Source organism: Nonomuraea sp. NPDC050310, from assembly GCF_040655795.1.
In the GTDB taxonomy this organism is placed as follows: Bacteria; Actinomycetota; Actinomycetes; order Streptosporangiales; family Streptosporangiaceae; genus Nonomuraea.
Genome location: NZ_JBFAKP010000020.1, coordinates 84,701 through 106,574 on the forward strand (window position 1 = coordinate 84,701; position 21,874 = coordinate 106,574).

The 21,874-nt window shown below is 72.9% G+C and carries 25 protein-coding genes; 16 read left to right on the plus strand and 9 right to left on the minus strand.

Features of this window, described 5'->3' with window-relative positions:
• Window positions 1–137: 137 nt before the first annotated feature.
• Both AB0I67_RS33555 and AB0I67_RS33560 read right to left on the minus strand, forming a co-directional pair.
• A complete protein-coding gene (locus AB0I67_RS33555; protein ID WP_357931927.1) occupies window positions 138–743 on the minus strand; it encodes a TetR/AcrR family transcriptional regulator in 606 nt (201 codons plus the stop codon).
• A gap of 7 nt (window positions 744–750) precedes the next feature.
• A complete protein-coding gene (locus AB0I67_RS33560) occupies window positions 751–2,316 on the minus strand; it encodes an MFS transporter (protein WP_357931929.1) in 1,566 nt (521 codons plus the stop codon).
• A gap of 213 nt (window positions 2,317–2,529) precedes the next feature.
• Here AB0I67_RS33560 and AB0I67_RS33565 point away from each other — a divergent pair, with 213 nt between their 5' ends.
• Genes AB0I67_RS33565 through AB0I67_RS33575 form a run of 3 tightly spaced genes read left to right on the plus strand, consistent with a single transcriptional unit; the run spans window position 2,530 to window position 4,578 of the window.
• Entirely contained in the window at window positions 2,530–3,045 is a 516-nt protein-coding gene (locus tag AB0I67_RS33565) for a pyridoxamine 5'-phosphate oxidase family protein (protein WP_357931931.1), read from the plus strand.
• Between the two features lie 56 nt (window positions 3,046–3,101).
• Window positions 3,102–3,737 carry a PadR family transcriptional regulator gene (locus tag AB0I67_RS33570; protein ID WP_357931934.1) on the plus strand — a complete coding sequence of 212 codons (636 nt, stop codon included), beginning with the start codon at window positions 3,102–3,104 and terminating at the stop codon, window positions 3,735–3,737.
• Window positions 3,721–4,578 (plus strand): alpha/beta hydrolase, encoded by an 858-nt coding sequence (locus tag AB0I67_RS33575; protein ID WP_357931937.1) that lies wholly within the window; start codon window positions 3,721–3,723, stop codon window positions 4,576–4,578. Before AB0I67_RS33570 ends, AB0I67_RS33575 begins: the two co-directional genes overlap by 17 nt.
• Before the next feature lie 149 nt (window positions 4,579–4,727).
• Here AB0I67_RS33575 and AB0I67_RS33580 read toward each other — a convergent pair whose 3' ends face one another.
• Window positions 4,728–5,987 carry an MFS transporter gene (locus tag AB0I67_RS33580; RefSeq protein WP_357931940.1) on the minus strand — a complete coding sequence of 420 codons (1,260 nt, stop codon included), beginning with the start codon at window positions 5,985–5,987 and terminating at the stop codon, window positions 4,728–4,730.
• Between the two features lie 164 nt (window positions 5,988–6,151).
• Between AB0I67_RS33580 and panB the strand changes: the two genes are divergently transcribed.
• Window positions 6,152–6,991, plus strand: a complete 840-nt coding sequence (gene panB / locus AB0I67_RS33585; RefSeq protein ID WP_357931943.1) for a 3-methyl-2-oxobutanoate hydroxymethyltransferase — start codon at window positions 6,152–6,154, stop codon at window positions 6,989–6,991.
• 13 nt (window positions 6,992–7,004) lie between these two features.
• On the opposite strand, the gene AB0I67_RS33590 is transcribed toward panB, so the two are convergent.
• Together AB0I67_RS33590 and AB0I67_RS33595 are read right to left on the minus strand one after the other, a co-directional pair.
• Window positions 7,005–7,922: a threonine/serine dehydratase gene (locus AB0I67_RS33590; RefSeq protein WP_357931946.1), complete on the minus strand. Its 918-nt coding sequence runs from the start codon at window positions 7,920–7,922 to the stop codon at window positions 7,005–7,007.
• 12 nt (window positions 7,923–7,934) lie between these two features.
• Window positions 7,935–9,098: an aminotransferase class I/II-fold pyridoxal phosphate-dependent enzyme gene (locus tag AB0I67_RS33595; RefSeq protein ID WP_357931948.1), complete on the minus strand. Its 1,164-nt coding sequence runs from the start codon at window positions 9,096–9,098 to the stop codon at window positions 7,935–7,937.
• Window positions 9,099–9,157: 59 nt separating this feature from the next.
• On the opposite strand from AB0I67_RS33595, the gene AB0I67_RS33600 reads away from it, so the two are divergent.
• From AB0I67_RS33600 to AB0I67_RS33635, 8 genes are all read left to right on the plus strand, one after another.
• Window positions 9,158–10,603, plus strand: a complete 1,446-nt coding sequence (locus AB0I67_RS33600) for a PLP-dependent aminotransferase family protein (protein WP_357931951.1) — start codon at window positions 9,158–9,160, stop codon at window positions 10,601–10,603.
• A 56-nt stretch (window positions 10,604–10,659) separates the two neighbouring features.
• Window positions 10,660–11,310, plus strand: a complete 651-nt coding sequence (locus AB0I67_RS33605) for an alpha/beta hydrolase (protein WP_357931954.1) — start codon at window positions 10,660–10,662, stop codon at window positions 11,308–11,310.
• A gap of 44 nt (window positions 11,311–11,354) precedes the next feature.
• On the plus strand, window positions 11,355–12,239 hold the full coding sequence (locus tag AB0I67_RS33610) for an ABC transporter ATP-binding protein (protein ID WP_357931957.1): 885 nt from the start codon (window positions 11,355–11,357) through the stop codon (window positions 12,237–12,239).
• Window positions 12,232–12,966: an ABC transporter permease gene (locus AB0I67_RS33615; RefSeq protein WP_357931959.1), complete on the plus strand. Its 735-nt coding sequence runs from the start codon at window positions 12,232–12,234 to the stop codon at window positions 12,964–12,966. The genes AB0I67_RS33610 and AB0I67_RS33615 overlap by 8 nt, the downstream gene beginning before the upstream one ends.
• Window positions 12,967–12,976: 10 nt before the next feature.
• Window positions 12,977–14,098 carry a sensor histidine kinase gene (locus AB0I67_RS33620; protein ID WP_357931961.1) on the plus strand — a complete coding sequence of 374 codons (1,122 nt, stop codon included), beginning with the start codon at window positions 12,977–12,979 and terminating at the stop codon, window positions 14,096–14,098.
• Window positions 14,095–14,700, plus strand: a complete 606-nt coding sequence (locus tag AB0I67_RS33625) for a response regulator transcription factor (protein WP_357931963.1) — start codon at window positions 14,095–14,097, stop codon at window positions 14,698–14,700. The genes AB0I67_RS33620 and AB0I67_RS33625 overlap by 4 nt, the downstream gene beginning before the upstream one ends.
• A gap of 28 nt (window positions 14,701–14,728) precedes the next feature.
• Window positions 14,729–14,911, plus strand: coding sequence for a hypothetical protein (locus tag AB0I67_RS33630; RefSeq protein ID WP_357931965.1), 183 nt, complete (start codon window positions 14,729–14,731; stop codon window positions 14,909–14,911).
• Between the two features lie 77 nt (window positions 14,912–14,988).
• Window positions 14,989–15,276 (plus strand): helix-turn-helix transcriptional regulator, encoded by a 288-nt coding sequence (locus AB0I67_RS33635; RefSeq protein ID WP_357931968.1) that lies wholly within the window; start codon window positions 14,989–14,991, stop codon window positions 15,274–15,276.
• Here the strand turns inward: AB0I67_RS33635 and AB0I67_RS33640 are convergent.
• Both AB0I67_RS33640 and AB0I67_RS33645 read right to left on the minus strand, forming a co-directional pair.
• The gene (locus AB0I67_RS33640; RefSeq protein WP_357931970.1) at window positions 15,258–15,908 is read right to left on the minus strand and encodes a cyclase family protein; all 651 of its coding nucleotides are present in this window, start codon (window positions 15,906–15,908) and stop codon (window positions 15,258–15,260) included. The two genes, AB0I67_RS33635 and AB0I67_RS33640, sit on opposite strands and share 19 nt — an antisense overlap.
• The gene (locus tag AB0I67_RS33645; protein WP_357931972.1) at window positions 15,905–16,156 is read right to left on the minus strand and encodes a hypothetical protein; all 252 of its coding nucleotides are present in this window, start codon (window positions 16,154–16,156) and stop codon (window positions 15,905–15,907) included. Before AB0I67_RS33645 ends, AB0I67_RS33640 begins: the two co-directional genes overlap by 4 nt.
• A 72-nt stretch (window positions 16,157–16,228) precedes the next feature.
• On the opposite strand from AB0I67_RS33645, the gene AB0I67_RS33650 reads away from it, so the two are divergent.
• Window positions 16,229–17,188 (plus strand): LysR family transcriptional regulator, encoded by a 960-nt coding sequence (locus AB0I67_RS33650; RefSeq protein ID WP_357931974.1) that lies wholly within the window; start codon window positions 16,229–16,231, stop codon window positions 17,186–17,188.
• Window positions 17,189–17,268: 80 nt separating this feature from the next.
• Here AB0I67_RS33650 and AB0I67_RS33655 read toward each other — a convergent pair whose 3' ends face one another.
• The gene (locus tag AB0I67_RS33655; RefSeq protein WP_357931977.1) at window positions 17,269–17,847 is read right to left on the minus strand and encodes a hypothetical protein; all 579 of its coding nucleotides are present in this window, start codon (window positions 17,845–17,847) and stop codon (window positions 17,269–17,271) included.
• Window positions 17,848–17,981: 134 nt separating this feature from the next.
• On the opposite strand from AB0I67_RS33655, the gene npdG reads away from it, so the two are divergent.
• From npdG to map, 3 genes are all read left to right on the plus strand, one after another.
• Complete coding sequence (npdG, locus tag AB0I67_RS33660) at window positions 17,982–18,635, plus strand: NADPH-dependent F420 reductase (RefSeq protein ID WP_357931980.1); 654 nt, start codon at window positions 17,982–17,984, stop codon at window positions 18,633–18,635.
• A 535-nt stretch (window positions 18,636–19,170) separates the two neighbouring features.
• Entirely contained in the window at window positions 19,171–20,415 is a 1,245-nt protein-coding gene (locus tag AB0I67_RS33665) for an esterase-like activity of phytase family protein (protein WP_357931983.1), read from the plus strand.
• A 10-nt stretch (window positions 20,416–20,425) separates the two neighbouring features.
• A complete protein-coding gene (gene map / locus AB0I67_RS33670; protein ID WP_357931985.1) occupies window positions 20,426–21,274 on the plus strand; it encodes a type I methionyl aminopeptidase in 849 nt (282 codons plus the stop codon).
• Between the two features lie 20 nt (window positions 21,275–21,294).
• Here map and AB0I67_RS33675 read toward each other — a convergent pair whose 3' ends face one another.
• The gene (locus tag AB0I67_RS33675) at window positions 21,295–21,678 is read right to left on the minus strand and encodes a hypothetical protein (protein ID WP_357931988.1); all 384 of its coding nucleotides are present in this window, start codon (window positions 21,676–21,678) and stop codon (window positions 21,295–21,297) included.
• Window positions 21,679–21,874: the final 196 nt, after the last annotated feature.

Here is a 21,874-nt window from a genome sequence, read left to right on the forward strand (position 1 = left end):
CATTGTTCACCTTCTGCCTAGGCCCAGCGCCCGGGACTGCCCAGGCCCAGCGCACGGAGCCTGTTCGGGCCCTGTGTCCGGGGATGCGAAAGGCCCGCCGCAGGGTGCGACGGGCCGCTTGCCGTACATGACCTGAGTCAGGGAGCGAGGCCCCGCAGGGCCAGGTCGACCACGCGCTCGGCCAGGTCGTCCGGCAGGACCTCGCCGTGCGCCGCCCACTTGCTGTGGATCACCATGGCCCCGGTGAGCGCGGTCATCGCGAGCTGCACGTCGAGGTCGGCCCGCAGCTCGCCGGTCCGCTTGCCCCGCTCCAGCACCTCGCGGACCGCCCGCTGCCGCGGCTCGATGGCGATCCGCCGGAAGCGCTCGAACAGGTGCGGGTAGCGGTCGGACTCGCCCATCGCGATGTTCATGACGCACCGCGTCCGGGTCGAGCCCGCCTCGCTGCGCATCGTCTCCAGCATCGTGACGAGGTCCTCGCGGACCGAGACCCCGGCCAGCTCGGGGACGGGCGCCTTGAGCGCGGCGAGCGCGTCGACGACCAGGTCCTCCTTGTTGGACCACCGCCGGTAGATGGTGGTCTTGCCCACACCGGCCCGGGCCGCGATCGCCTCGATCGACAGCTCGGAGACGCCGACCCCCTCGCCGATCAGGTCGAGGGTGGCCTCGATGATGGCCTTCTCGGCCTTCTCGCTGCGCGGACGGCCCGCGGGCCGGGCCGCCGTGGTCTCAGTCCTGTTCATCGCGGCCTCACACTACCGCTGGTTCCTTGCTTTCCCGCAGATCCGGTACGGCAGGCGCCTTCCCGGGCATCCAGCGCGCGACCACGACCACGCCCACCAGGGTGATCGCCGCGGAGACCAGGGTGGTGACGTGCATGCCGTGGATGAAGGCGTCGAACGCGGGATCGATCAGCGCCTTGCCCTGCGGGCCCGCCGAGGCGACGACGCCCATGGTGCCGGTCAGGCCCTCACCGGCGGCGTGCCTGGCCGCTTCGGGCAGCCCGGCCAGCGCGGGCTCGATCTCGCCGCGGTAGATCGCCGACAGGACCGAGCCGAGCACGGCCACGCCGAGCGCGCCGGCGACCTGGCGGACGGTGTTGCTCATGGCCGAGCCGACGCCCGCCTTCTCGCGGGGCAGCGCCTCCATGATCGCGGTGGTCGCGGGCGGCATGATGTTGGCCATCGCCGCGCCCTGGATGAAGAAGACGACCTCCATCAGCAGCACGGGCGTGTCCCGGTCGAACAGCGCGTAGGTCAGCAGCGCGCCGGTCACGACCAGCAGGCTGACGGTCGAGGTGAGCTTGGCGCCGAAGCGCTCGTTCACCCGCTGGCTGAGCGGGGCGAAGATGAGCTGCGCGGCGGCGAACGGGATCATCAGCGCGCCCGCCTGGATCGGGCTGAACCCCTTGACGATCTGGATGTAGAACGTCAGGAAGAACATCCCGCCCATCATCGCGAAGAAGACGATGCCCATCATGCCGATGGCGGTGGAGAAGCGGACGTTGCCGAAGTTGCTCACGTCGAACATGGGGTTGGCGACGCGCCGCTCCCACCAGATGAACACGCCCAGGATCACCACGCCGCCCAGCAGCGGCAGGAGCACCTGGACCTCGGCGAGGGTGGCCAGCTCGCCGGCGCGAATGATGCCGTAGGTCAGCGCGACCAGGCCGAGGATGGACAGCACCACGCCCACGAGGTCGAGCCGGGCCGGCTTGGGGTCGCGCGACTCGGGCACCAGGGTGGCGATGAGCACCATGCTGATCAGCACGATCGGCACGTTGATCAGGAAGACCGAGCCCCACCAGAAGTGCTCGATCAGGAAACCGCCGGTGATCGGGCCGATGGCGACCGCGAGGCCGACGCCGCCGGCCCAGATGCCGATGGCCTTGCCGCGTTCCTTGGCCGGGAAGACGTTCGAGATGATCGCCAGCGTGGCCGGCATGATCGCCGCACCGCCGATGCCCATCGCGGCCCGCGCCAGGATCAGTTGCATCGGGTCCTGGGAGTAGGCGCTGGCCAGCGAGGCCAGGCCGAACAGCAACATGCCGATGAACAACATCCGCTTGCGGCCGGTCCGGTCACCGATCACCCCGAAGGTGAACAGCAGGCCGGCGAAGACCAGCGTGTAGGAGTTGATCGCCCATTCCAGCTCGGCCTGGGTGGCGCCCAGGCCTTCGACAGGATCGGAGATCGTTTTCATCGCGACGTTCAGGATGGTGTTGTCCAGGACGACGGCCAGGAGGCTGAAGACCAGGACGCCAAGGATGGTCCAGCGCTTTGGATGCCCGGCTTCGGCATCTCGGAGATCGGACATGACGGCCCCTTATTTCGATACGATTGAGTTTCGCAACGCCACCGTATCGCGAGCCATTCCGATACGCAACGGTTTCGTTTCGTAAACTCGGCTCTGACTTCCGGTCAGCCGGCTCCGGTCAGATCGGTTCCGGGCAGATCGCTTCCGGGCAGATCGCTTCCGGGCAGATCGGTTCCGGGGCAGATTGTCGGGGGCGCTGGCTAGCCTGACCCGATGCGCGAAACCACCCACGAACTCGCCGAGCTCCAGACCCTGCTCGACGCCTCCCTCACCGGCTCCACCGCCCACCTGCGCTCGATCATCAACGGGGAGCGCGCCCTCTCCGCCGAGCAGCTCACCCGGGTGCTCACCGGCATGTGCACCCTCGCCCTGTCGACCGTGACCGCGAAGGGCGAGCCGCGCATCAGCGGCGTGGACGGGCACTTCCTGCACGGCAAGTGGATCTTCGGTACGGCCCGCAGCGCCGCCAAGGCCCGCCACCTCGCCGCCCGCCCCGCCGCCAGCGTCGCCCACCTGCGGGGCGACGACCTCGGCGTCTTCACCCACGGCACCGTCGAGACCCTCAACCCGCAGGACGGCCCGCCGGCCGCCGACTGGCCCGACGTGCTGGCCTACCTCAAGGACTTCTACGGCGGCGACGCCTTCGACTGGGACCAGGACATCGTCTACTACCGGCTCCAGCCGCACTGGATGACCGCCTACGCCCCGGATGTGGCGAAGCTCCTGTAAACGGCACATCGCCCGGGCTATACTCGCAGCGGAGTATTCCGCTGCGAGGAGATCTCATGCCCGTCCGCCGCAAGGTCGGCAACCTGCTCGGCCTGGCCGTGCTGACCGTCCTCGTCGACCGGCCGATGCACCCCTACGAGATGGCCACCGTGATCCGGGCCCGGGGCAAGGACCAGGACATGGAGATCAAGTGGGGCTCCCTGTACCGGGTGGTGCAGAACCTGGAGCGGCACGGCTTCGTCGAGGCGGCGGGCAGCGAGCGGGCCGGGGCCCGTCCCGAGCGCACCGTCTACCGCCTCACCCCCACGGGACGGGCCGAGCTGGAGGACTGGGCCCGGGACCTGGTCGCCGTCCCCGAGCCGGAGCATCCCCGTTTCGAGGCTGGGCTGTCGGTGCTCGCCATCCTCGACCCGGACGAGGCCGCCGGCCTGCTGCGGGCCCGGGCCGCCCTGGTCGAGCGGCGGCTCGCCGCCCAGCGGGCCGAACTCGCGCACGACCGGGGAGAGACGCCGCGGCTGTTCCTGCTGGAGCGGGAGTACGACCTCGCCGTCGGGCAGGCCGAGCTCGACTGGACCCGCGCGCTCCTGGCCGAACTCCTCGACGGCACCTTCCCCGACCTGCCCCTGTGGCGCTCCCTCCACCCGCCACCCAGCCCCCCTCATCCAGGAGGACGCGATGGTCGTCACCGGTGAAACCGCCCTCTCCCCCGACGGCACCCCGATCGCTTTCACCCGCCTGGGCAAAGGCCCCGGGCTCGTGCTCGTCCACGGCGGGATGGAGCACGCCGCCAGCCACCTCCAGCTCGCCGAGGCGTTGTCCGGCCGGTTCACCGTCACCCTCTACGACCGGCGCGGCCGGGGCACGAGCGGCCCGTACGGCGGGGCGTACACGATGGCCAAGGAGGTGGCCGACCTGGGCGCGCTCCTGGCGGCGACCGAGACGGAGCAGGTGTTCGGCGTCAGCTCCGGAGCGTTGATCGCGCTGGAGGCGGCCCTGGCTCTGCCCGCCGTACGCCGGGTGGTGGCCTACGAGCCGCCGCTGCTCGTCGAGGAGCCCTTCGAGCCCGCGTACATGGACCGATATGAGCGGCTGCTCGCCGCCGGGGACCTGGCCGGGGCGATGGTGACCGGGATGCAGGGTGCCGAGATGGGGCCGCCCCTGCTGAACCGGCTGCCCGGCTGGCTGCTCAGGCCCATGGTGCGGCTGGCCATCCGCCAGGAGGACCGCCGGGCCGGGGCGTACGCCTTCACCATGCGGCAGGCTGCTCCCACCCTGGCGCGGGACTTCCAGCTCGTCCGGGAGGTGGCCGGGCGGGTGGACCGGTATGGGGATGTGGAGGCGGACGTCCTCCTGCTCGGCGGCGACCGTAGCCCGCGCTACCTCAAGGCGGCCTTGGACGCTCTGGAGGCCGTCCTTCCCCGGGTGCGCCGGGTCGTCTTCCCGGGGCTCGGCCATGGCGGCTCCGGCAACACCGACCGCGGTGGCGCCCCCCGCACGGTCGCCGCCACCATCACCCCTTTCCTGCACGCCTAGCTCCCGCCGACTCACGGTCTCGGTGGCCCACCCCGGGCCCCCCTACCTCCCGGCCCGCCCCAGCTCCTCGGGGTCGGTGGGCTGGAACTGGGGGTCCTCCAGGGTTGCCTGGCCCCCGTTCCCAGAGTCCCCCAAGCCGACGGCCGGGGTCAGGTGGTGAGGTTGGCCACCGGCGGCTGGTCGGGTTCCGTCGTCGACGGCTCGGCGGGCTGGTCGGGGGTGGCGAGGGCGTCCTGGGGGCGGCGGCGCCAGAAGGGGAGGGCCAGGGCCACCATGCCGACGCCGACCAGGCCGGCCACCAGGAAGGCCCAAGGAGGTCCGGCGCCGTCGATGATGGCGCCGGCGATGGGGGCGGAGGCGGCCCCGCCGATGAGCAGCGCGGTGCCGTGGAAGCCCATGGCCTCACCACGCGCCCCGGCGGGCACCCAGCGGCTGAGGACGTCGACGGTGGAGGACAGGGAGGGCGCGCAGAGAAGGCCGGCGGGCAGCAGGGCGAGGACGAGCAGGCGCCAGTCGCCGGCGAGCAGACCGACGGGCACGGTGAGCAGGCCCATCCCGGCGATGAGCACGAGCGGCGAGAAGCCGCGCGGCAACATGCCGTAGACGAACCCGCCGACCAGCGAGTAGACGCACCAGATGCCGATCGCGAGCCCCACCCAGGCCTCGGCGCCGGCCGTGTTCATCGTGGCGACCAGCGACAGCTCGGTGGCGGTGAGCACGAAGGTGGCCGCCATCGTGGTGCCGAGCAGCGCGAAGAAGCCCGGCGTGAACCAGGTCCTGCGGCTGACCTTGGCCTGCGGCTGGCGCAGTTCCTCGGCCGAGCGGACCGGCGGGTCGAGCAGGAGCAGCCCCACGCCCGCGCCGGTGAGGCCGACGGCGATGAGGGCGAAGGTCCAGGTGCTGCCCAGCGCGATGATGCCGGCGACGGACAGGGCGGGGCCGGTCATGTAGGACAGCTCGACGAACATGGAGTCGATGGAGAAGGCCACCCGCCGCTGCTCGACCGGGACCATCGCGGCCAGGCTCTGCCGTACGGCGCTGAAGACGGGCAGCGCCAGCAGCCCGGCCACGGCGGCGGCGACGGCCAGCAGCCAGTACGGCATCGCCCACGCCGTGCTCCAGAACACAGCCTGCGCGATGGTGGTCACCAGCAGCACGGGGCGCAGGCCGTACCGGTCGACGAAGCGGCCGGACAGCGGGGAGCCGACGGCCATGCCGATGGTGCTCACCGCGGTCACCAGACCGGCGAGCGCGTAGCCCAAACCCATGCGGCCCATGCCCTGCTCGGCCACGTGCAGCGTGAGCGCCATGCCCGTCGCGGTCGAGGGGATGCGGGCGAGCAGCCCCACGAGCAGCAGGGTGCGGACGCCCGGCAGCCGAAGCAGACGCCGGTAAGGTTCGATAGCCATCTTGATTACTTACCTCCGCCTCTATTGTGGCGTGAGGCACCGACAGTTTCGCCACCGGATTACCTGTTCACCGCCGGGTGTTGAATCCTGTGCAGCGCATGCAATCATCAGAAACGTCCGGGTACGCCACAGGGGCGCCTCGAGACTCATCTGGAGGGATCGCTATGTCCTCTACCAGCCAGCCGACCACTCTCTATGGCGGCCAGGCGGGACGCAGGGTCACCGTACGCGACCTGGCCGCGGCCAAGGACCGCGGCGAGAAGTGGCCGATGGTGACCGCCTACGACGCGATGACGGCGCGGGTCTTCGACGAGGCCGGCATCCCGGTCATGCTCGTCGGCGACTCGGCGGCGATGGTCGTCTACGGCTACGACTCGACCCTGCCGGTCACCGTGGAGGACCTCCTCCCGCTGACCGCGGCGGTGGTGCGTGGCTCCAGCCGGGCGATGGTCGTCGCCGACCTGCCGTTCGGCTCCTACCAGTCCTCTCCCCAGCAGGCGCTCGAGACCGCGGCCCGGTTCATGAAGGAGTCGGGCGCCCACGCGGTCAAGCTCGAAGGCGGCCGGCGCGTGCTTCCCCAGGTGGAGGCGCTGGTCAGCGCGGGCATCCCGGTGATGGCGCACCTCGGGCTCACCCCGCAGTCGGTCAACGTCTTCGGCGGCTACCGCGTCCAGGGGCGCGGCCAGGCCGGTGACGAGCTCATGGCCGACGCCAAGGACCTGCAGCAGGCGGGCGCCTTCGCGGTCGTGCTGGAGTGCGTGCCGTCGGAGCTGGCGGAGAAGGTCACCACGTCGCTGGCGATCCCGACGATCGGCATCGGCGCCGGCCCGTCCACCGACGCGCAGGTGCTGGTGTGGCAGGACCTGATGGGCCTGACCCCGCACCCGGCCAAGTTCGTCAAGCAGTACTTCAACCTGCACGAGGCCATGGACCAGGCGGTGCGCTCCTTCGCCGACGAGGTCGTCGCCGGCGCCTTCCCCGCCCCGGAGCACAGCTACCGCTGACCCCGCCGGACGGTCAGGAGAGGGTGGCGGGGTCGGTGTTCGAGCCGCACACCACGACCGCCACCCGCTCCCCCGGCTCCGGCGTGTACGCGCCGGACAGCAACGCCGCGTAGGCGGTCGCGCCCGAGTGCTCGGCCGCGATCCGCTGCTCGGCCCAGAGGGTACGGCGGGCCGCCACGATCGCCTCGTCCGGCACCAGCACGCTCCGCGCTCCGGCCCGCACCAGCAGGTCGAAGGCGAGCCCGCCCAGCCGTGAGGCGCCCAGCGCGTCCGCCGCGACCCCGCTGACCGGCACCCGCACCGGTTCCCCCGCGGCGAGGGCGGCGTGGAAGGTGGGGATCAGCTCCGGTTCGACCGCCACGACCCGCGGCCCGCCGGCGCCCATGCCGAGGGCGATGCCGGCCGCGAAGCCGCCGCCGCCCACCGCGACCAGCACGGTGTCCACCGCCCCGAGCTGCTCGACGAGTTCGAGTCCCGTGGTCCCCTGCCCCGCGATCACCTCCGGCTGGTCGTAGGCGTGCACGGACAGCGCCCCGGTCTCGGCGGCCCGCTTGGCCGCGGCCTCGGCGGCCTCGGCGTAGACCGCCCCGGTCTGGGTGATCTCCGCCCCGAGCGCCCGCAGCCCGGCGACCTTCACCGGGCTGGTCACCTCGGGCACGAAGATCTCCGCCCGCACCCCGAGCACCCGGGCCGCGTAGGCCACCGCGAGGCCGTGGTTGCCGCCGCTGGCCGCGATCACGCCGGCCGGCGGCAGCTCGCCCGCCGAGATCATCCGGTTGAAGGCCCCGCGCACCTTGAACGAGCCCGACCGCTGCAGCAGCTCCAGCTTGAGGGCGAGGGTGGGCGACAGGTCGAGGACCGGCGTGCGCAGCACGTAGGGGGCGATGCGGGCGGCGGCCGCCCGGACGTCGTCGAGGGTGAGGGTGTTCACGTCATCCATTGTTCAGGACAGCGCCTGCTCGATGTCCGCCCACAGGTCGTCGGGGTGCTCGATGCCGACGGCGAGCCGTACCGTCCCCTCGGTGACGCCGGTGCGGGCCAGCTCGGCGGCGTTGAGGGCCCGGTGCGAGGTGCTCGCCGGGTGCAGGACGAGGGTCTCGACCCCGCCGAGCGAGGGCGCCAGGAGCGCCAGCCGGATGGAGGCCATGAAGGAGTCGGCGGCGGCCCGTCCGCCGGCGAGGTCGAAGGCCAGCACGCCGCCGAAGTCGGCCAGCACCTTGCGGGCGACCTCGTGGGAGCGGTGGTTCTCCAGCCCGGCCCAGTGCACGGCGCTGACCGCCGGGTGCGCGGCCAGGCGGGTGGCCAGGTGCCGGGCGTTGGCGCAGTGGCGTTCCATGCGCAGCGCGAGCGTCTGCATGCCGCGCAGGCTGAGCCAGGCGGCGAACGGGTCGGGGGTGGCGCCGAGTTCGATGGCGAAGTGCCAGACCTTGCCGTGCAGTTCCTCGTCGGCGAAGACCGCGATGCCGCCGACGACGTCGGCGTGGCCGGAGAGGTACTTGGTCACCGAGTGCAGCACGATGTCCGCGCCGAGCTCCAGCGGCCGGCACAGCAGCGGCGTGGCGAAGGTGTTGTCGACGACGGAGATCAGGCCGAGGTCGCGGGCGGCCGAGCACATCGCGGGCAGGTCGGCGACCTGGCCGACCGGGTTGGCGATGGTCTCCAGGTAGACCAGCTTGGTGGCCGGGGTGACCGCGGCGCGCAGGGCGGCCGGGTCGTCCTCGGGCACGTAGCTGACGGTGATGCCGAAGCGCGAGACCAGGTCGTTGATCATCGCGGCGGTCCCGCCGTACAGCGCCTCCTGGGCGATGAGGTGGTCGCCGGGCTGGAGCAGGCCGAGCAGCACGCAGTTGATCGCGCCCATGCCTGAGCCGGTGGCGATGGCCGCGGCGCCGCCTTCGAGGCCGGCGACCGCCTCCTCCAGGGCGCGGACGGTGGGGTTGGAGTAGCGCCCGTAGACGTAGGCGCCGCCCGGCCGGCCCATCTCCTCGGCGAAGGCGGCCGGGTCGTCGAAGACGAAGCCGGAGGTCTGGTAGATCGGCATCGAGATGGGGACGCTGCCGGTGACGGAGGGCTTGGGCAGGTGCACGGTCCGAGTCTCAGGTCGCATATCACCAGGATTGTCGGTTTCCGCGTGCGAGATGAGAGCCAATGCGGCAAAATTGGTCCATGAATGGGGCCAATCTTGACGACCTGGTCGAGCTGCTCGGCCGGTGGGGGTCCGGGCGCGGGCCGCTCTACCTGCTGCTCACCACCCGGCTGCGGGCCCTGATCGACGACGGCATGCTCGCGCCCGGCGTGCTGCTGCCGCCTGACCGGGTGCTGGCCGCCCGGCTGGCGGTCGGCCGCGGCACCGTGGTGGCCGCCTACGACCTGCTCCAGCAGGAGGGCCGGGTGATCCGCCGGCAGGGCAGCGGCACCCGGGTCGCCGAGCCGGCCGGCCCGCCGGCGAGCGAGCGGCCGCCGGGCGACGTGGTGCCCAACCCGCTGCTCATGCACATCCTCAACCCGCCGGACGGGGTGCAGTTGCTGACCTGCGCCGCGCCGGACGAGCCGCCGCCGCAACTCGCCGAGGCCTACCACGCCGCCGCCCGGCGGCTGTCCGGGCTGCGGCACGACCTCGGCTACCAGCCCGCCGGGCACCCGCTGCTGCGCGAGGCGGTCGCCGCCCGCTACCGAGCCCGCGGCCTGCCCACCACGGCCGAGGAGATCATCGTCACCACCGGCGCCCAGCAGGCGCTCACCCTGCTCACCGGGCTGCTGGTCAGCCCCGGCGACACCGTGCTCACCGAGTCGCCGACCTACCCGGGGGCCCTGGAGGTCTTCCGCCACGCCTCGGCCGTGATCCGCCCGGTCGCGACCGACCCGGTCTCCGGCTCCCTGGGCGCCGCCCTGCGCGAGCGGGCCGCCCTGCTCTACGTCGTGCCCACCGCCTCCAACCCGGCCGGCGGCGTGATGGACAACACCACCCGCCGCCACGTCGCCGACCTGGCCGCGCGGCACGGCGTGCCGGTGATCGACGACGAGGTCTGCGCCGAGCTGTGCTTCTCCGGCGAGGTGCCGCCGCCCCTGGCGCTGCACTCCCGGCAGGCGATCACCATCGCCTCGCTCAGCAAGGTCGTCTGGGGCGGCCTGCGCGTCGGCTGGGTGCGGGCGCCCGCTCCCCTGATCTCCCGCCTGGCGCGGCTGCGCGCCATCCACGACCTCGGCGGCGACACCGCCGGTCAGCTCGCCGCCGCCTGGCTGCTCGACCACCACGAGGAGGTACGGCAGGCCCGCATCGCCACCCTGCGCGCCCGGCACGACCACCTGACCGCCGAGCTGCGCACCAGGCTGCCCGGCTGGGAGTTCGAGCCCGCGCTCGGCGGCCAGACGCTGTGGGTGCGGCTGCCCAGGGGCGACGCCGACTCCTTCGCCCAGCTCGCGCTCCGGCACGGGGTGGCGGTCGCGCCGGGCCGCGCCTTCGACCCGCTGGGCGGGTTCGGCGACCGGCTGCGGCTGCACTTCCTGTTCGAGCCCGCCGAGCTCACCCGCGCGGTCGAGGCGCTGGCCGCGGCCTGGGACGCCTACGACGGCAGCCGCACCCGGGTGAGCGGCCACGCGCTCATCGTCTGACCCCGCGCGTCCCGGATCCGGGCCTGAAACCGGGGCCGCCGGGGAAGGACATCGGCATGGCCCCCACCTACGTGCTGCTGCACAGCCCCCTGCTCGGCCCCGCCTCCTGGGCGCCGGTCGCCGAACGCCTGCCGAGCGCCGTGGTGCCCGACCTGCGCGGCCTGGCGGCGCCGCCGTACTGGCGGGAGGCGGTGGAGACGGTCGCCGCGCAGGTCCCGGACGGGCCGCTGGTCCTGGTGCCGCACAGCAACGCCGGGGTGTTCACGCCCCTGCTGTGCCGGGCGCTGGAGGTCAGCCGGTGCGTCTTCGTCGACGCCCTGCTGCCGCCCGCCCACGGCGAGGCCTCGGCGGCGCAGGGCGAGCACCTGTCGTTCCTGCGCAAGCTGGCCGACGTCGACGGGCTGCTGCCGCGCTGGAGCGAGTGGTGGGTCGGCTCCGACGTGGCCGCGCTCTTCCCCGACCGCGAGACCTGCGAGCGGGTGCTCGCCGAGCAGCCGCGGCTGCCGCTGGCCTACTTCGAGGAGAACGTCCCGGTCGAGGCGGGCTGGGACGGCCTGCCGTGCGCCTATCTGTGGTACTGCGAGCCGTACGCGGAGGACGCCAAGCGGGCGGCGGCTCGCGGCTGGGCGGTGGAGCGGCTGCCCGGCAACCACCTGCACCACCTGAGCGAACCGGACGCGGTGGCGGAGAAGTTGCTGAAGATGTGAATTCCTCACTGCCGCCGGAGCGCTGAGCGGCCGACCATCGAGGCATGACAGCGATCACGGTTCGGGACTTGCGCAAGTCCTACGGCGGCTTCGAGGCGGTACGGGGCGTCTCCTTCGACGTCGCCGCCGGGGAGATCTTCGCGCTCCTCGGCCGCAACGGCGCGGGCAAGACCACGACGGTCGAGCTGCTGGCCGGTTTCCAGCGCCCCGACGGCGGCCAGGTGCGGGTGCTGGGCCACGACCCGGTGAAGGACCGCCGCCGGGTACGGCAGGCGTGCGGCATCCTCCTGCAGGAGGCCGGGTTCTTCCCCGACCTGACGGCGGCCCAGACCGTCGAGGCGTGGCGCGCCTTCACCCCGGCGGCCCGGCCCGCGGGCGAGGCGCTGGAGCTGGCCGGGCTGGGCGAGAAGGCCGGCACGAAGGTCCGGCAGTTGTCGGGAGGCGAGAAGCGCCGCCTAGACCTGGCCCTCGCCCTGCTGGGCCGGCCCGAGGTGCTCTTCCTCGACGAGCCGACCACCGGCATGGACCCGGCGGCCCGCCAGGCCACCTGGCAGGTCGTGCGCGACCTGGCCGCGGACGGCACGGCCGTGCTGCTGACCACGCACTACCTGGAGGAGGCCCAGCAGCTCGCGCGCAGCCTGGCCATCCTCGACCGGGGTGAGCTGGTGACCTCGGGCGGCATGGCCGAGACGCTGGCCGGCGGCTCGGGGCGGGTCAGCTTCGAGGCGCCGCCGGGCGTCGGGCCCGAGGACCTGCCGCTGCCGGTGACGCTGGAGGGGGGCCGGATGCTCTGCCGTACGCAGGACCCGGACCTGGCGGCGCAGGAGCTGGTGGGCTGGGCCGCGGCGCGCGGCCTGCGGCTGCGCGGGCTCGAGGTCCGCACGGCGTCGCTGGAGGAGCTCTTCCTGGAGGTGGGCGGAGATGCGTGAGACCGTCGCGGTGGCCCGGTTCGGGGCCAGGCTGCTCTGGCGCGACAAGGTGGCGCTGTCCACCTCGGTGGCGCTCTCGCTGGGGCTGGGGATCTTCCTGCCGCTGATGATGCACAAGCTGGGCGTCTCCGGCGGACTCCGGGTGCACCTGGGCCTGCTGGCGATGATCGTCACGATCAGCGCCTTCCAGCAGACGGTGATCACCCTCACCGCGCGGCGCGACCAGCTCATCCTCAAGCGGATGCGGGCCACCGGGCTCGGCGACGGGGCGATCCTCGCCGGGGAGATCGTGAACGTGGCCGCCCAGGCGCTGGCGGTGATGCTCGCCATCACGGCGACGTTGCTGCTGGCCGGGGTGATCGAGCCGCCCGCGCAGCCGGTGCTCGTGGTGCTGATCCTGGCGCTCGGCGCGCTGGCCCTGGCGGTGCTCGGCGCGGCCTACACCCTCGCGGTGCCGCGCGCGGAGCTGGCGGCCGTGCTGGCGATGCCGTTCTTCCTGCTCGGCGGGGTGGGCGCGGGCGGCTTCGGGCCGTTGACCGAGTTGCTGCCCGGCTGGATCACCCAGGTGCTGCACTGGCTGCCCAACGTGGCCTTCGCCGACCTGCTGGAGCAGGCGCACACCGGGGCCGGCGGCTACCTGCCGCCCCTGGCCAGGCTGGCCGTCTTCGTCGCGGTGGCGGTGCTGGCCATCCGCCTGCGGTTCCGGTGGGAACCACGGCGGACATAATGGACATCTGATGACCCTCTCCGCTCGCAGGCTGGCGATCACCGTGATCGCCGGCCTTTCCCTTCTGTACGTCGCCTGGGCCGCGGTCCTGTACCTCGGCCGCGGCATCCCCTGGCTCACCGCGACGGTCTGCGCCGCCCTGCTCGGCGTCTACCTGCCGCACGTGCTCAACATGCGCGCCGCGCTGGCCGGCCGGCGCCCGCCCCTGCATCCGCTGCCGCTGCTGGTCCAGGTGGCGGCCACCTACGTGCCGGACCTGATGCTGCCCGACGGCTGGTCCGGCGTCACCGCCCCGCTGCTCGGCGGCGCGGTGCTCGCGCTGCTGCCGCTGCGCTGGGCGGGCCCGGTCCTGCTGGCGATGAGCGGCTACCTGTTCCTGCAGCTCCTGCGCTCGGTCGGCCACCTGGCCATGCCCACCGACGTCCTCGTCGTCACCTTCGCCACCCAGGCGTTGCAGATGGCGCTCACCAGCACGGTCATCTACGCCCTGATCCGGCTGGTCCGGGTCACCACCGAACTGGAGCAGGCCCGCGCCGACCTGGCCGAGGCGGCCGTGCTCAAGGAGCGGCTGCGCATCTCCCGCGACCTGCACGACGGCCTGGGCCGCAGCCTGACCGCGATCGCGCTCAAGGGCGACCTGGCCGCCCGGCTGCTGGATCGCGACCCGGCCGCGGCCCGCACCGAGGTGGGCGAGTTGGTCAGCGTCGCGCGGGAGGCGGCCCAGGACGTCCGGCAGGTCGTGCGCGGCTACCGCGAGCTGTCGCTGGCCGGCGAGGTGCACCGGGGCCAGGCCCTGCTGGAGGCCTCGGGGATCGCCTGCCTGGTCAACCTGGCCGAGGTACGGCTGCCGCAGCCCGCCGAGGCGGCCCTGGCCTGGGGCGTGCGCGAGGCGGTCACCAACGTGCTGCGGCACAGCCGGGCGACGACCTGCTCGATCAGCACCGCGCTCGACGCCGGGCGGGCCCGGCTGGAAGTGGTCAACGACGGGGTGGCGGGCTCCGCCGTACCGGACGGGCACGGTCGCGGGCACGGGCTGACCGGGATGCGGGAACGGGCCGAGCAGGCAGGCGGGCGGCTGGAGGCCCGCGCCGACGGCGAGGCCTTCCGGCTGACGATGGAGGTGCCGGTGTGATCCGCGTGCTGCTGGCCGAGGACATGCACATGATCAGGGCCGCGCTCACCGCGCTGCTGCGGCTGGAGCGCGACATCGAGGTGGTCGCCGAGGTGACCAGGGGCGACGAGATCGTGCCCGCCGCGCTGGAGGTCCGGCCCGACGTCGCGGTGCTCGACATCGACCTGCCAGTGCTCGACGGCATCACCGCGGCGGCCACGCTGCGGGAGCGGCTGCCCGGCTGCCGGATCCTGATCCTGACCGCGATGGGCCAGCCGGGGCAGGTGCGCCGCGCGCTGGCCGGCGGCATCGAGGCCTTCCTGGTGAAGGACGCGCCCGGCGACCGGCTGGCCGACGCCATCCGGCGCACCGCGCAGGGCTTGCGGGTGCTCGACCCGGAGCTGGTCGCCGCCGCGATGGAGTACGGCGAGAGCCCGCTCACCCAGCGGGAGGCCACCGTGCTCAGGGAGGCGGCGCACGGCTCGTCGGCCGAGGAGATCGCCCAGCGGCTGCACCTGTCCACCGGCACCGTGCGCAACTACCTGACCGGCGCGATCACCAAGACCGGCGCCCGGAACAAGATCGACGCCATCCGCATCGCCGAGGACGCGGGCTGGTTGTGATCGCCGGGCGCGGGGCAGAATCAGCTCCATGAGCGAAGCAGAGGACGGCGGACCCTGGTGGTTCTGCCTGACCCACCAGCGGGTCGAGCCGGACCGGGGCTGCCCGAACAAGGACCGCATGGGCCCCTACGACTCGCGCGAGGAGGCGGCCGGAGCCCTGCGCCGCGCCCGGGAGCGCAACGAGTCCTGGGACAAGGCCGACGAAGACTGAGTAACGGGGTACTCATGCCGACGACGCCGCCCGCGCCGCAGACTCTGAGAGGTTCCGCCTCTCGGAAAGGTCCGGCCATGTCGCGGTTGACAGAGCTGTTGCAGTCCCTCCCCGACGGCCTGGTGGTCACGGCCGTGTCCCCGCACGCGATCCTGATCACCGAGGCGGGCCCCGACGACGCCCTCACCAAACGCGAGAGCGCCGTGCTCGGCCTGGTCGCCCGCGGGCTCACCAACGGGCAGATCGCCAGGAGGCTGGAGATCAGCCCGCGCACCGTCGAGAAGCACGTGGAGAACGCCCGCGGCAAGCTCGGCGCGGCCAACCGCACCGAGGCCGCGCTCCTGGCCTACGGGATGACCGCGTAGGCCCGCACCGGGAAGGTGCCCATGCCGGCGATCATGGGCGGGGCGGCGTGGAAGCGGAACCCCTCGGCGGGCAGCGCGCCGAGCCCGGTCAGGTGCTCCACCACCGGGATCTCCGCCCCCAGCAGCAGCGTGTGGGCGGGCCGCTCGCCGCGCGGCGGGGTGTCGTCGATGTTGAGCGAATCGATCCCGACCAGCGCGGCCCCCTGCTCGGCCAGCCAGGCCGCCGCCTCCGGCGCCAGGTAGGGATGGCCGGAGAAGTACCGGTCGGTGGCGAAGTGCCGGTCCCAGCCGGTGTGCAGCAGCACCGCCCGGCCCCGCACGTCCAGGCCGGCGAACCGGTCCAGGCCGACCTCGCGGCCCTCGCCCGCCCGCACGACCAGGCCGGGGAGGTCGGCCAGCTTCTCGATCGGCACCCCGGACAGGTCCGCGCCCCCGGCGTAGCGGTGGAAGGGCGTGTCGAGGTAGGTGCCGGTGTTGGCGGCCAGGGTGATCGTCCCGATGTGGAAGGTCGTGCCCGGCGCGTAGACGTCCTTCGACGCCTCCCGGCTCAGGTGCTCGCCCAGCACCGGCGCGGGCACGCCCGGGTAGGTGATCATGCCTTCGACGATGCGGTGGCTCAGTTCGACGATCACTGCGCCACCTTCGGCCGGGCCAGCTTCACCAGGGCGGCCACGCCGATCCCGGTCCACACCACGTTGAGGATCGCCGACGGCCAGGCGCCCTGGTAGGCCGAGTTCAGCATCAGCGTGAGCGCGCCGACCAGGTTCACGAGCTGGTACGGCAGGCCGTCCCCGGTCATCCGCCCAGCGGAGACCATCGCGTACCCGAAGACCAGCAGGGCGGCGCCGAGCCAGCCGATCACTGTCAGGAGGATGTCCATCCCCGAATTCTGGGGAGCGGCGCAGGTAAAGGACAAATAAAGGTCTCTAAAGCACAGCGTAAGCTGGGCTGCATGGACATCGACCCCCGGCGGCTGCGCGTGCTCCACGAGGTGGCGCGCCGCGGCGGGGTCACCCGGGCGGCCGAGGCCCTGCATCTGACCCCCTCGGCCGTCTCCCAGCAGCTCGCCCAGCTCGAACGCGAGGTCGGCCTGGCGCTGATCGACCGCTCCCAGCGCACCGTCTCGCTCACCCCCGCCGGCCGCGTGCTGGCCGGGTACGCCGAGCGGGTCGAGGAGGAGCTCACCGAGGCGCGGCGCGAGCTGACCCGGTTCACCGAGCGGCTGTCCGGGCCGGTGACCATCGCCGCCTTCCCCACGGTGATCCGGCACATGCTCGTGCCCGCCATGCGGGAGCTGGCCGTACGGCACCCGCGCATCACCCCGGTCATCCACGAGGTGTACGGCGCGCCCGCCCTGCAGGAGTTGCGGCTCGGCGCGGTGGACGTGCTCATCACCGAGCAGGACATGAGCCTGCCCGCGCTCTCCCAGCCGTCGCTGACCACGCGCACGCTCTACATCGACGAGTACCGCATCGTGGTCCCGCCGCACTGGACCGCCTCCTACCGCACCGTCGCCGAGCTGGCCGAGGTGCCGTGGGTGGCCGGCGAGCCGTCCCAGGCCTGCGGCCAGGCACTCGAACGGCTGGCCGCCCGGCACGCCTTCGAGCCGCGCCGGGTGCACGTCATCACCGAGTTCGGGCCGACGCTGGCGCTGGTCGCGGCGGGGCACGGGGTGGCGATCGTGCCCACGCTGGCCCTGCTGGACGTGCGCGAGGGCGAGGTGCGGGTGAGCGAGATCACCGACGTCGGCGCGCGGCGGCTCGACGTGGTCACCCGGGTCAGCCGGACGCGCTCCGGCGAGCCCGACCCGGTGCAGGCCGTGGTGATCGGCGCCATCGAGGAGGCCACCCAGTCCATCGGCGCCGGCCTGGCCGACCGCCTGCCCACCTCGACGGAACCCGCCCTCGACTGAGGCGGGGATCCGGTGGGGGTGGTGCACTGGGGTGCCCGGAGCCGGGCGCTGGTTCGCCGAGGTCGTTGGTGCGGGGCGTGTCAGTCGGTGAGCTGGGGGCCGCTGACCTTGTCCAGCAGGCGGGCCAGCCGATCACGCAGGCTCTGGCGCCGCCGTACCTCACCCGCCGCCGAGCTGACCAGATGCTGCGCCCCGTCGAAACTCACCGGACCCTGAAGCGGCACCGCGATCGCGTCATGCGCCAGCCCCGCCAGCTCGGCGTCCCCGTTCTCCAGCGCCAGGATGGTCGCCCCGGTCCGCCGCGCGTCGTCCACCCGCTCCAGCAACGGCACCGGCGCGGCGCTCTCGGCCACCACCAGCAACGTCTCCCCCCGCCGCGCCGCCTCCAGCCGGTCGAGCCCCACCCGCAGATGCGGCGGCGCGTCCACCGGAGGCCGCCAGCGCACCAGCGTCGGAGCGAGCTGAGGCAGTTCCGCCAGCCGCGCCTCGTCCCCGAGATGCGCGGTCAGATGCCAGGGCTCCTCCTCGGGCGTACCCACCAGCAGCAGCCCGCCGGGCGAGCGGGTGGCCCGCAGGGCCAGGCCGAACTCCCTGGTGCGCTCGATCCACCCCGAGCCCTCCAGCAGCTCGCGCAGGAAGGCCACCGACCCAGAGTCCATCCGACCATGGTGCCCGACACCACGCCGCGGCGCGGGCGATTCCGGACTGATCGCCGGACGCCGGACCCACCGGCTGGATCCGCCAGCCGGAACCGGGCCGCGGCCGCTCCGGCGGCACCTGGCATGATCTCGGTATGACTGACGTGAGCGGACTTTCCATCGGCATCCTGGGCGGCACCGGCGACCAGGGCAAGGGCCTGGCGCGCCGGTTCGCCCTGGCGGGCCACCAGGTCATCATCGGATCCAGGAACGCCGGCCGGGCCGAGGAGGCCGCGGCGGAGATCGGGCACGGCGCCACCGGCGCGGAGAACGCCGCCGTCGCCGCCGAAGCGGACCTGATCATCGTCGCGGTGCCGTGGGACGGGCACAAGGCGCTGCTGGAGTCCCTGCGCGAGCCCCTCGCCGGGAAGATCGTCATCGACTGCGTGAACCCGCTGGGCTTCGACAAGCAGGGCGCCTACGCGCTGCCGGTCGAGGAGGGCAGCGCCGCCCAGCAGGCCGCCGCCGTCCTCCCGGACAGCCGGGTCGTGGGGGCCTTCCACCACGTCTCGGCCGTGCTGCTGCTCGACCCGGCGGTGGAGAAGGTGGACCTCGACGTGCTCGTGCTCGGGGACGACCGGGAGGCTACCGACCTGGTGCGGGAGCTGGCTGCGGTCATTCCCGGGGTGCGGGGGGTTTATGGGGGGCGGTTGCGGAACGCTCACCAGGTTGAGGCGTTCACGGCCAACCTCATCTCGATCAATCGGCGGTACAAGGCTCATGCTGGGCTTCGGATCACTGATGTGTGAGCTGGTCGGCGGCGCCGTACAGGATCACCGCCCGCCGCACGGGGTTCTCGCCGCATAGATGCCCGGGACCGGCGGCCGCCCCCCCAGCGCGCCGCCACCCCCGTCCCACCTCCCGGCCCCGCCCTCTCTTCCGGCCACCTCCCCCGCCCCCTGCTCCCTCCCCCAGCCACCTCCCCGGCCCCCCCGGCCCCCACCCACCCAGCCGAGCCGCTGCTCCGTCCTGCCCTTGTGTCCCGCCCCCTCCGCCCCCGGGCCTGCCCTCCGCCGCCGGCCTGCCCCCTGACCGGTCCCTCCGGCCCCCCTCCGAGCCAGCCACCCCTCCAGCTCCACCCTTCCGCCCAGCCCTCCCCCTTCCTCCTCAGCACCCCCTCCCGCGCAACCCGGCTCCCCCGCAACCCTCCCCCGAGCCACCCGTCCCCAGGGTGAGTGTTCATCGGTGGGTGGCCCCCGTTCATCCTGTGGCCATCCCGCAGACCACCGCCGCCGCTACCTTTCGTGCCATATGTCCCCTTTGGTGCACGAGAGGTCCCTGAACGTGTCTCGCCTCCTGGCCTCGGCCGCCGCGCTCGCCGCGGGTGCCGCGCTGGCCGCAACCGTCCTCACCCCCGCCGCCGCCACGGCCGCCCCGCCGGTCAAGGCGCCGAAGGTGGTCTCCGACGTCGAGCTCCCCGCCCCGGCGCTGGCCGACTTCCAGCCGGTCGCCGACGACCGCGGCGTCAAGCTGGGCGGGCTGGGCAGCGGCCTGTTCCCGGCCAACCGCAAGGGTGACTTCTGGATGGTCACCGACCGCGGCCCGAACGGCGAGCTGGGCGACAAGCGCACCTTCCCGGTGCCGGACTTCGCGCCCGCCATCGTCCGGGTCGAGGTGCGCAAGGGCAAGGCGGAGATCACCCGCGCCCTGACGCTCAAGAAGAGCGACGGCACCCCCATCACCGGCCTGTCCAACCAGGAGGGCCAGGAGAAGCCGTACTCGTGGGACGGCTCGGAAGTGCTGCCCTTCGACCCGAACGGCCTGGACACCGAGGACATCGTCCGCGACCGCGACGGCACCTTCTGGCTGGTCGACGAGTACGCCCCGTCGCTGGTCAAGGTGGGTGGCGACGGCCGCATCCTGGCGCGGTACGTCCCGCAGGGCCTCGGACTGAAGGGCGCCGGCTACCCGGTGCACGAGACGCTGCCCGCGATCCTCGCCAAGCGCCAGGACAACCGCGGCTTCGAGGGCCTGGCCATCCGCGGCGGCAAGCTCTTCCTCGCCGTGCAGAGCCCGCTGGCCAACCCGGACAAGAAGGCCGGCAAGGCCAGCCGGATCGGCCGCCTGCTGGTCGTCGACCTGAAGACCGGCAAGCCGACCGCCGAGCACGCCTACCAGTTCGAGGAGGGCAAGGCCTTCGGCGCCGAGCAGAAGGACCTGAAGATCTCCGGCCTGGTCGCGCTCAGCGACACCCGCCTGCTGGTCGAGGAGCGCACCGACGAGGTCGCCCGCCTGTACACCGTGGACCTGCGCAAGGCCACCGACCTGCTCGGCGGGCAGTACGACAAGACCCTGGAGTCCGGCGCCAGCGGCGCGGTCCCGGTGAGCAAGGAGCTCGCGGTGGACCTGGAGGCCATCCCCGGCGTCCCGGACAAGATCGAGGGCATCGCGCTGCTCGACCCCCGCACGCTGGTCATCGCCAACGACAACGACTTCGGCGTGGGCGAGTTCGGCGAGGACGGCCGGCTCAAGGACTCCGGCGTCAAGGGACGGATCCTGACGATCCGCCTGCCCAAGCCGCTCCACTAGACTCGGCTCCATGACGACTGTGCTCCAGCCAGGGCGGATCTCGCCCCTGCGAAAGGTTCCGGCCCACATCGCGAGGCCGGAGTACGTCGGCAAGGCCCGCCCCAAGGTCGGCGAGGACGACGTCAAGACGCCCGAGATCATCGAGCGCATGCGGGTGGCCGGCCGGATCGCCGCACAGGCGCTCGACGAGGTCGGCCGCAACGTCCGGCCGGGCATCACGACCGACGAGCTCGACCGGATCGGCCACGAGTTCCTCCTCGACCACGGGGCCTACCCCAGCACGCTCGGCTACCGCGGCTACCCCAAGTCGCTGTGCACCTCGATCAACGAGGTGATCTGCCACGGCATCCCGGACGACACCGTCCTCAACGAGGGCGACATCGTCAACGTGGACATCACCGCCTTCATCGGCGGCGTGCACGGCGACACCGACGCGACCTACCTGGTCGGCGAGGTGGACGAGGAGTCGCGGCTGCTGGTCGAGCGCACCCGCGAGGCGATGATGCGCGCCATCAAGGCGGTCGCCCCCGGCCGTCAGCTCAACGTGGTCGGCCGGGTCATCGAGGCCTACGCCAAGCGCTTCGGCTACGGCGTGGTGCGCGACTTCACCGGGCACGGCATCGGCACCACCTTCCACTCCGGGCTGATGGTGCCGCACTACGAGGACCCGAAGCTGCAGGTCGAGCTGAAGCCGGGCATGACCTTCACCATCGAGCCGATGCTGACGCTCGGCACGATCGACTACGAGATCTGGCCCGACGGCTGGACGGCCGTCACCCGCGACCGCAAGCGGACCGCCCAGTTCGAGCACACCATCCTGGTGACCGACTCCGGCAGCGAGATCCTCACCCTCGCCTGACCGGAGACGGGATCGGAAGCCTAACCCGCGACCGCCGTCATGGTGGTGCCCTCTCCGGGCACGTGGTTGACGGTCACCTTGCCGCCGAGCTCCGCGAAGATCGCGCGGAGCCGGGTCTCCTCCCAGGGCGTGCCCCCGCCGTCGTCGCTGACGGTCATCCGCAGGCCGCGCCGCGACCGGGTGACCGCCACCGACACCGTGCGGGCGCCGCTGAAGCGTTCCACGTTGGCCAGCGCCTCCCGCAGCGCCGCCTCGGCCCCCTTGGCCAGCGGAGCGGACACCCCTCCGTCGGGAAGCGCCCAGATCTCCACCGCGACCCCCGTGCGGGCGGACCACTCGCGGAGCACGTCCGTGAGCGTCTCCGCCAGATCGCGGCCCCCGAGCATGCGCGTCTCTTCCACCATTCACTCGCCTTCCAGAGCACCGACAACACCGGTCCCCGTCCGGCGCGTGACGATCCCGGAGCCGCTAGGCGCGAGCCGTCGTCATCCTGATGCCCGATCTCCCCCACCATCAAGGCTACCCGCGGGTCGGGAAAGCTGGAGGAAGTAGTACGCAGAACCTAGCCCCGGGGCTACTGGACTGCCAGCCACCTTGCAG